Origin of the sequence: Dyella sp. (assembly GCF_051954575.1) — a bacterium.
GTDB lineage: Bacteria > Pseudomonadota > Gammaproteobacteria > Xanthomonadales > Rhodanobacteraceae > Dyella_B.
Map to the genome: position 1 here is coordinate 26,014 of NZ_JBQCHP010000137.1, position 6,000 is coordinate 32,013.

Here is a 6,000-nt window from a genome sequence, read left to right on the forward strand (position 1 = left end):
ACGCACCATGCCATGCTTCGTAAGCCCGATCGCCATGCAGAGCGAAAACCTTCGGTCTGCATGGCGAACATTATCGAGCCGCTTACTGTTTCCCTATGAAATCCTGCTTCCCAAGATGCGCCCCTGCCTCGCGCAAGATCGCGTACGTAGTGGTGCAATGGAAGAACAAATTGGGAATCACGAAGTGCAGCAGATAGGCCTGGCCTTCGAAATGCTGCTCGCCGTTGCGCGACTTGATGGTGATGGGACGCGTTTCGCTGCCATCGATCTGTTCGGGCTTGAAGCTCTTGATGTAGTCGAGGGCGCGGTCGATGCGCGCGTACAACTCTTCGAACGAGGTTTCGTTGTCCTCGAACTTCAGCGGATCGACACCGGCCAGGCGAGCGGTGCCGTTCTTGGCCATGTCGGTTGCGATCTGCACCTGCTTGACCAGCGGCAGCATATCGGGGATCAGCCGCGTCTGCAGCATCACCGAGCCTTCTACGCCTTTGTCGTTGGCGTGTTTTTCCCCGAGCTTGAGCACGTGGTGCAGGTTGGTCAGTGCGCGGACGAAGAGCGGCACGGAAGCGTGATACATGGAGAGGCTCATGGGGATGACTCCGGATGACGATGGGTAAGTGATTCGTGGGTGACCACGTCCGCAACGGGCGACAGCTCGCCGTGCAACGCGGACGCCGCATGACTGCCGGCTGGCGCGGCCTGGGCATGCCGGATCGCATAACCGGCAAGGCCGGTGGCCGCGACCAGCAACAGCGCCGCCAGCAGGAAGGCGATGCCGGGCACATGCATGGGGGCGTGGTTGCTGATGAACAAGGCGAACAGATTGGCAAACACGGCTGGCCCGAAAATGCCGGCCAGGCTGGCGAGGCTGCTCAACGCGCCTTGCAGACGCCCCTGTTCATGCGGATCGACCTGATGCGACATCAAGGTCTGCGCCGGCGGCCCGGCAAGCCCGCCCAGGCAAAGGAAGGGAATGCCCAGCAGGAATACCCACGCCACGGACGAGAGCCCAAAGAACAGATAACCCACCACGCACAACGGCAGACCGATCATGATCAGGCGCCGCTCGCCGAGTTTCGGCATCAGGCGCCGCACCAGCACGGCCTGCACGAAGCCACTGCACAAGCCGACCAGTGCCAGCGTATAGCCCACCGCCTGCGAACCCCAGCCGTAGCGATAGTCGGTGTAGAGCACATAGGTGGCGTTGAGCGAGAACTGCGCCAGCGTAATCAGGAAATACACGCCGGCCAGCGCGAATACTTGCCGATAGCGACGCAGCAGCACCAAGGCGCCGAACGGGTTGGCATGACGCCATTCGAACCGCTTGCTGCGCCGTTCGGGCGCCAGCGATTCGGGCAATACGAAAAAGCCGTAGCAGAAGTTGATCAACGATAGCACCGCCGCCACCCAGAACGGCAGGCGGATGCTGTAATGCCCGAGGAAACCGCCCAGCGCCGGCCCCACCACGAAGCCGATGGCGAAGGCCGCGCCGAGCGCGCCATAGGCGGCGGTGCGTTTTTCCTTCGGCACGATGTCGGCGATATAGGCATTGGCAGTGGAAAAGCTCGCCGCACAGATGCCCGACACCACGCGGCCGATAAACAGCAGCCACACGACCGGCGCCAGCGCCATCACGATGAAATCCACACCCAGGCCGAAGCTGGAGATCAGGATCACCGTGCGGCGGCCGAAGCGATCCGACAACGTGCCCTGCACCGGCGAAAACACGAACTGCATCAGCATGTAGACCGTGCCGAACGCGCTCGACCACACCGCGGCCTGCGCGATGCTGCCACCGCTCAGTTCCACGATCAGGTGCGGCAGCACCGGGATGATGATGCCGAACGCCAGCATGTCCAGCATCACCGTGACGAAGATGAAGGCGAAGGCGGCGGTTTGGCGTGAAGGAGCAGCGGTATCCATGCGCAGATGCGAAGAGCCCAGGGCGAGGATCAAAGCTGCAACGATAGCCCAAGCGGCGTGGCTTGGCATGGGCCGGCGCGTGCAGGAAATGTCGCGGATTGGGCGAATCCTGCGAAAGCTACCCGTAGGTTGGGTTAGCGCAGCGTCAGCGTAACCCAACGGTGTCCCGCGAATACGTTGGGTTACGCTGCGCTAACCCAACCTACCAGCATCACCGCGGCGGCTGCATCAATTCCTGCGGGCTCAAATAGCCATCGTGATTGCGATCCAGCTTGCGGAACTCCCGCCGCAGGTCGTCCTGCCATGCCGCGCGCGTCACCGGCTTGCCGTGTCCGCCGGGCAGTTCGTCCGGCTCCAGTACGCCATCGTGGTTGCGGTCGCGACGATCGAAGCCCTGGCTCATGTAGGCCACGTATTCGGCTTCGCTGATGCGGCCATCGCCATTGGCGTCCATGGCGCGGAACAGGCCGCCGGCCGTGTTTTGCGCAAGCGCCGCGACCGGCAGCGCCAGAAGCAGCGCCAGGGCGGCGCGCATCAGCGGCGGCCGCCGTGGATGCCGATGAAGTCGAGAAACTCGGCGCGCGTACGCGCATCGTCGCGGAACGAACCCAGCATCTGGCTGGTGATCATCGACACACCGCGCTTGTGCACGCCGCGTGTGGTCATGCATTCATGGCTGGCGTCGATCACCACCGCCACGCCCTGCGGATGCAGGTTTTCCTGAATGCAGCGCGCGATCTCGGCGGTCATCTTTTCCTGTACCTGGAAGCGGCGCGCAAACGCATCCACCACGCGAGCCAGCTTGCTGATTCCCACCACGCGGTTGGTGGGCAGGTAACCCACGTGCGCGCGGCCGATGATCGGCGCCATATGGTGTTCGCAATGGCTTTCAAATTCGATGTCGCGCAACACCACCATTTCGTCGTAGCCGGCCACTTCCTCGAAGGTGCGGCGCAGGTATTCGCCCGGATCGATCTGATAGCCGCTGAACCAGTCCCGGTAAGCCTTCACCACGCGGCGCGGCGTATCCAGGAGGCCTTCACGCGCGGGATTCTCGCCGGCCCAGCGCAGCAAGGTGCGCACGGCTTCTTCGGCCTGCTCGCGGGTGACTTCGGTGGGCTCGTGCTCGCTCATGCGGCTTCCTTGATGCGGGTTCAGGCTGGCAAGTGTAACGCCCGCGTCAAGATGGTAGGGTCGGGAGCCCCAGGCCGGGCGGGCTATCCGCAGGCCGCCGACCCTCGTCAGAGCTCCTTCCCCATGACTCGATCCATCGACCGCGATACCCAGCTTTGCATGTCCCTGTCCGGACGTCCGGGCAATTTCGGCACGCGCTTTCAGAATTTCCTGTACCAGGCGCTGGACTTGAATTACGTCTACAAGGCGTTCACCACGCGCGACCTGCCGGCGGCGATCGGCGGCATTCGTGCGCTGGGCATCCGCGGCTGTGCGGTGTCGATGCCGTTCAAGGAGGCATGCATTCCCTTGGTCGACAGCATCGACGATTCCGCGCGGGCCATCGCGTCGATCAACACCATCGTCAACAATGACGGTCGCTTGCATGCCTACAACACGGATTACATCGCCGTGCGCAGCCTGATCGAGCAGCATGGCCTGCGCGCGGATATGTCGCTCGCGTTGCGCGGCAGCGGCGGCATGGCCAAGGCGGTGGCGTGCGCGTTTCGCGATGCCGGCTTCAGGCGCGGGCATATCGTGGCGCGCAATGCGGCGACCGGCCGGGCGCTGGCGCAAACGAGCGGTTTTGCCTGGGTGCCGGATATGTCGAGCGTGCAGGCGGATCTGCTGATCAACGTCACGCCGATCGGCATGGAAGGTCCGGAAAAGAATCAGCTCGCTTTCGAGCGCGATGCGGTGGAACGCGCAACAGCGGTTTTCGATGTGGTGGCGCTGCCGCCGGAAACGCCGTTGATCACGCTGGCGCGCTCGCTCGGCAAGCCGGTGGTGACGGGCGCGGAAGTGATCGTGCTGCAGGCGGTGGAGCAGTTTGTGCTCTATACCGGCGTGCGGCCGGATGCGGCATTGGTTGCGCGGGCAGCGGCGCATGCGTTGGGGTGATGTAGGTTGGGGCGCAAACCCTGATATATCCCCACGTTTTTCGTTTGGTGCATATGTGCTCGAAATGCCGTCATTCCCGCGAAAGCGGGAATGACGGCCCAGTAATCTGGAAGATCATGTGCAAGGTGTATAGCTCGCTGATTTTATTGAAATCATCGAGCAAAAACGTGGGGATACATCAGGGCGCAAACCCCAGCATCGCCATGCATGTGCGTTCCGGATGTTGGGGTTTGCACCCCCAACCTACGGCTGGTCTTCGACCAGCTCCTCGTCGCTGTTGAGCGATTCCCCCAGCAACTGCTGCGCCTGTTCGCCCGGTAGCGACTCCACGTCGCGCAGCTTGCGTTCGATCGCGCGCGTGCGCACGGCGGTGGCGTCGATATGCTTGCCCGCTTCGTCCAGCTTCTTGCGCACCATTTTCAGCACGTCGCCGAACTTGCCGAATTCGTTCTTCACCGCGCCGAGCAATTGCCACACTTCGCTGCTGCGTTTCTGGATTGCCAGCGTGCGGAAACCCATCTGCAGGCTGTTGAGCAGGGCGGCAAGCGTGGTGGGGCCGGCCACGATCACGCGCTGCTCGCGCTGCAGGCTGTCGAACAGGCCGGGACGGCGGATGATCTCAGCGTAGAGGCCTTCGGTCGGCAGGAACAGGATGGCGAAATCGGTGGTCGCCGGTGGTGCGATGTACTTGGCGCGAATGGTCTTGGCTTCGTCGCGCACGCGGCGCTCCAATGCATTTGCGGCGCGTTCCATTGCCTCCACGTCGGCCAGCTGTTGCGCGTCGAGCAGGCGTTCGTAATCCTCGCGCGGGAATTTGGCGTCGATCGGCAGCCATACGTGATCGTCATGCTCGCCGCCGGGCAGGCGGATGGCGAATTCCACGCGCTCGTCCGAGCCGGGCACGGTGGGGACGTTGGCGGCGTACTGCTCAGGCGTCAGTATCTGGTCCAGCAGTGCGCCCAGTTGCATTTCACCCAGGATGCCGCGCGTTTTCACGTTGCTCAGCACGCGCTTGAGATCACCGACGCCGCTGGCCAGCGATTGCATTTCGCCCAAGCCGCGCTGCACGGCTTCCAGCCGCTCCGACACCAGCTTGAACGATTCGCCCAGGCGCGTTTCCAGCGTGGATTGCAGCTTTTCATCGACCGTAGCGCGCATCTGGTCCAGCTTGGCGGCGTTGTCCTGCTGGATCGCGCTGAGCTTGGTTTCGAGCGTGGTGCGCACCTCGCCAAGACGTTTTTCGTTATCGGCGGCGAGGATAGCCAACTGCTGCTTCTGCTGGTTGCCGAGCTGGTTGAGCGTAGCAGCGAGTTCCTCGCGGCCGCGGCGGGCTTCTTCGATCAGCCGTTGCGACAAGGCCTGCAGGCCGCCGTCGGTGCGCTCGGTGAGCACGTCCAGGCGCTGGCCGAACTGCATCAGCGCCTGGCTCAGTTCGTTGCGGCCCGCGCGATGTTCCTGGGCGACGGCCTCGCGCAAATGGCGCAGATCGTCCTTCAAACCATCCAGCCGGGTCTGGAGGCCGGCGTCGCCGCGGCCGCGCAGCAGGATGAACACCTGCAGCACGAGAAGGACGACCAACAGGGCGAGCGAGATATCGAGCAGGGGCATGGGCATGTCCGGCAGTACCGGTGCACAGTTTACGCGCACTCGTATCAATCCCTGAGACCGGCGCGCCGGGGTAGTATCGGCGCGTCGCCACGCATCCTCGGGAGCCCGCATGCGCGCATCGATCGAAACGAGCCGGCCGCTGGCCGCGCTGATCGCCGTCGTCGCCTGGTCCGGCGTGGTGCTGCAGCTTTATCTTTCGCTGCGCCTGACCGACGCGAGGGGCATGAACACGCTGCAGGGCCTGGCGATCTATTTCGGCTATTTCACCGTGCTCACCAACATCCTGGTGGCGGTGGCGGCCACCTGGCCGGCCGCCCTGCCGGCGACGGCGCCCGGACGGTTTTTCACGCAGCCGGCCGCGATCGGCTGGGTCGCGAGCAGCATCGCGTTCGTGGG

The 6,000-nt window shown here is 63.8% G+C and carries 6 protein-coding genes and 1 pseudogene; 2 read left to right on the forward strand and 5 right to left on the reverse strand.

Annotated features, from left to right (window positions below):
• Nucleotides 1–82: 82 nt before the first annotated feature.
• The 4 genes from ACTHNE_RS17370 to folE all read right to left on the reverse strand — a co-directional run bounded on the left by ACTHNE_RS17370 (nt 83) and on the right by folE (nt 3,057).
• On the reverse strand, nt 83–589 hold the full coding sequence (locus ACTHNE_RS17370) for a DUF1993 domain-containing protein (protein ID WP_324947964.1): 507 nt from the start codon (nt 587–589) through the stop codon (nt 83–85).
• Nucleotides 586–1,923 (reverse strand): TCR/Tet family MFS transporter, encoded by a 1,338-nt coding sequence (locus ACTHNE_RS17375; protein WP_324947966.1) that lies wholly within the window; start codon nt 1,921–1,923, stop codon nt 586–588. The genes ACTHNE_RS17370 and ACTHNE_RS17375 overlap by 4 nt, the downstream gene beginning before the upstream one ends.
• A gap of 211 nt (nt 1,924–2,134) precedes the next feature.
• On the reverse strand, nt 2,135–2,458 hold the full coding sequence (locus ACTHNE_RS17380) for an EF-hand domain-containing protein (protein ID WP_324947968.1): 324 nt from the start codon (nt 2,456–2,458) through the stop codon (nt 2,135–2,137).
• Nucleotides 2,458–3,057: a GTP cyclohydrolase I FolE gene (folE, locus tag ACTHNE_RS17385; RefSeq protein ID WP_324947970.1), complete on the reverse strand. Its 600-nt coding sequence runs from the start codon at nt 3,055–3,057 to the stop codon at nt 2,458–2,460. Before folE ends, ACTHNE_RS17380 begins: the two co-directional genes overlap by 1 nt.
• Nucleotides 3,058–3,180: 123 nt before the next feature.
• Between folE and ACTHNE_RS17390 the strand changes: the two genes are divergently transcribed.
• Nucleotides 3,181–3,996 (forward strand): shikimate 5-dehydrogenase, encoded by an 816-nt coding sequence (locus ACTHNE_RS17390; protein ID WP_324947973.1) that lies wholly within the window; start codon nt 3,181–3,183, stop codon nt 3,994–3,996.
• A 243-nt stretch (nt 3,997–4,239) separates the two neighbouring features.
• On the opposite strand, the gene ACTHNE_RS17395 is transcribed toward ACTHNE_RS17390, so the two are convergent.
• The gene (locus ACTHNE_RS17395) at nt 4,240–5,604 is read right to left on the reverse strand and encodes a DNA recombination protein RmuC (protein WP_440269899.1); all 1,365 of its coding nucleotides are present in this window, start codon (nt 5,602–5,604) and stop codon (nt 4,240–4,242) included.
• A 109-nt stretch (nt 5,605–5,713) separates the two neighbouring features.
• Between ACTHNE_RS17395 and ACTHNE_RS17400 the strand changes: the two are divergent.
• Nucleotides 5,714–6,000 (forward strand): annotated as a pseudogene (locus tag ACTHNE_RS17400) (Pr6Pr family membrane protein); the annotation flags it as partial.

Bases quoted from the DNA above. Each gene is read 5' to 3' on its own strand.
- ACTHNE_RS17370 (WP_324947964.1), bottom strand. From the start codon at position 589: ATGAGCCTCTCCATGTATCACGCTTCCGTGCCGCTCTTCGTCCGCGCA.
- ACTHNE_RS17375 (WP_324947966.1), bottom strand. From the start codon at position 1,923: ATGGATACCGCTGCTCCTTCACGCCAAACCGCCGCCTTCGCCTTCATC.
- ACTHNE_RS17380 (WP_324947968.1), bottom strand. From the start codon at position 2,458: ATGCGCGCCGCCCTGGCGCTGCTTCTGGCGCTGCCGGTCGCGGCGCTT.
- folE (WP_324947970.1), bottom strand. From the start codon at position 3,057: ATGAGCGAGCACGAGCCCACCGAAGTCACCCGCGAGCAGGCCGAAGAA.
- ACTHNE_RS17390 (WP_324947973.1), top strand. From the start codon at position 3,181: ATGACTCGATCCATCGACCGCGATACCCAGCTTTGCATGTCCCTGTCC.
- ACTHNE_RS17395 (WP_440269899.1), bottom strand. From the start codon at position 5,604: ATGCCCCTGCTCGATATCTCGCTCGCCCTGTTGGTCGTCCTTCTCGTG.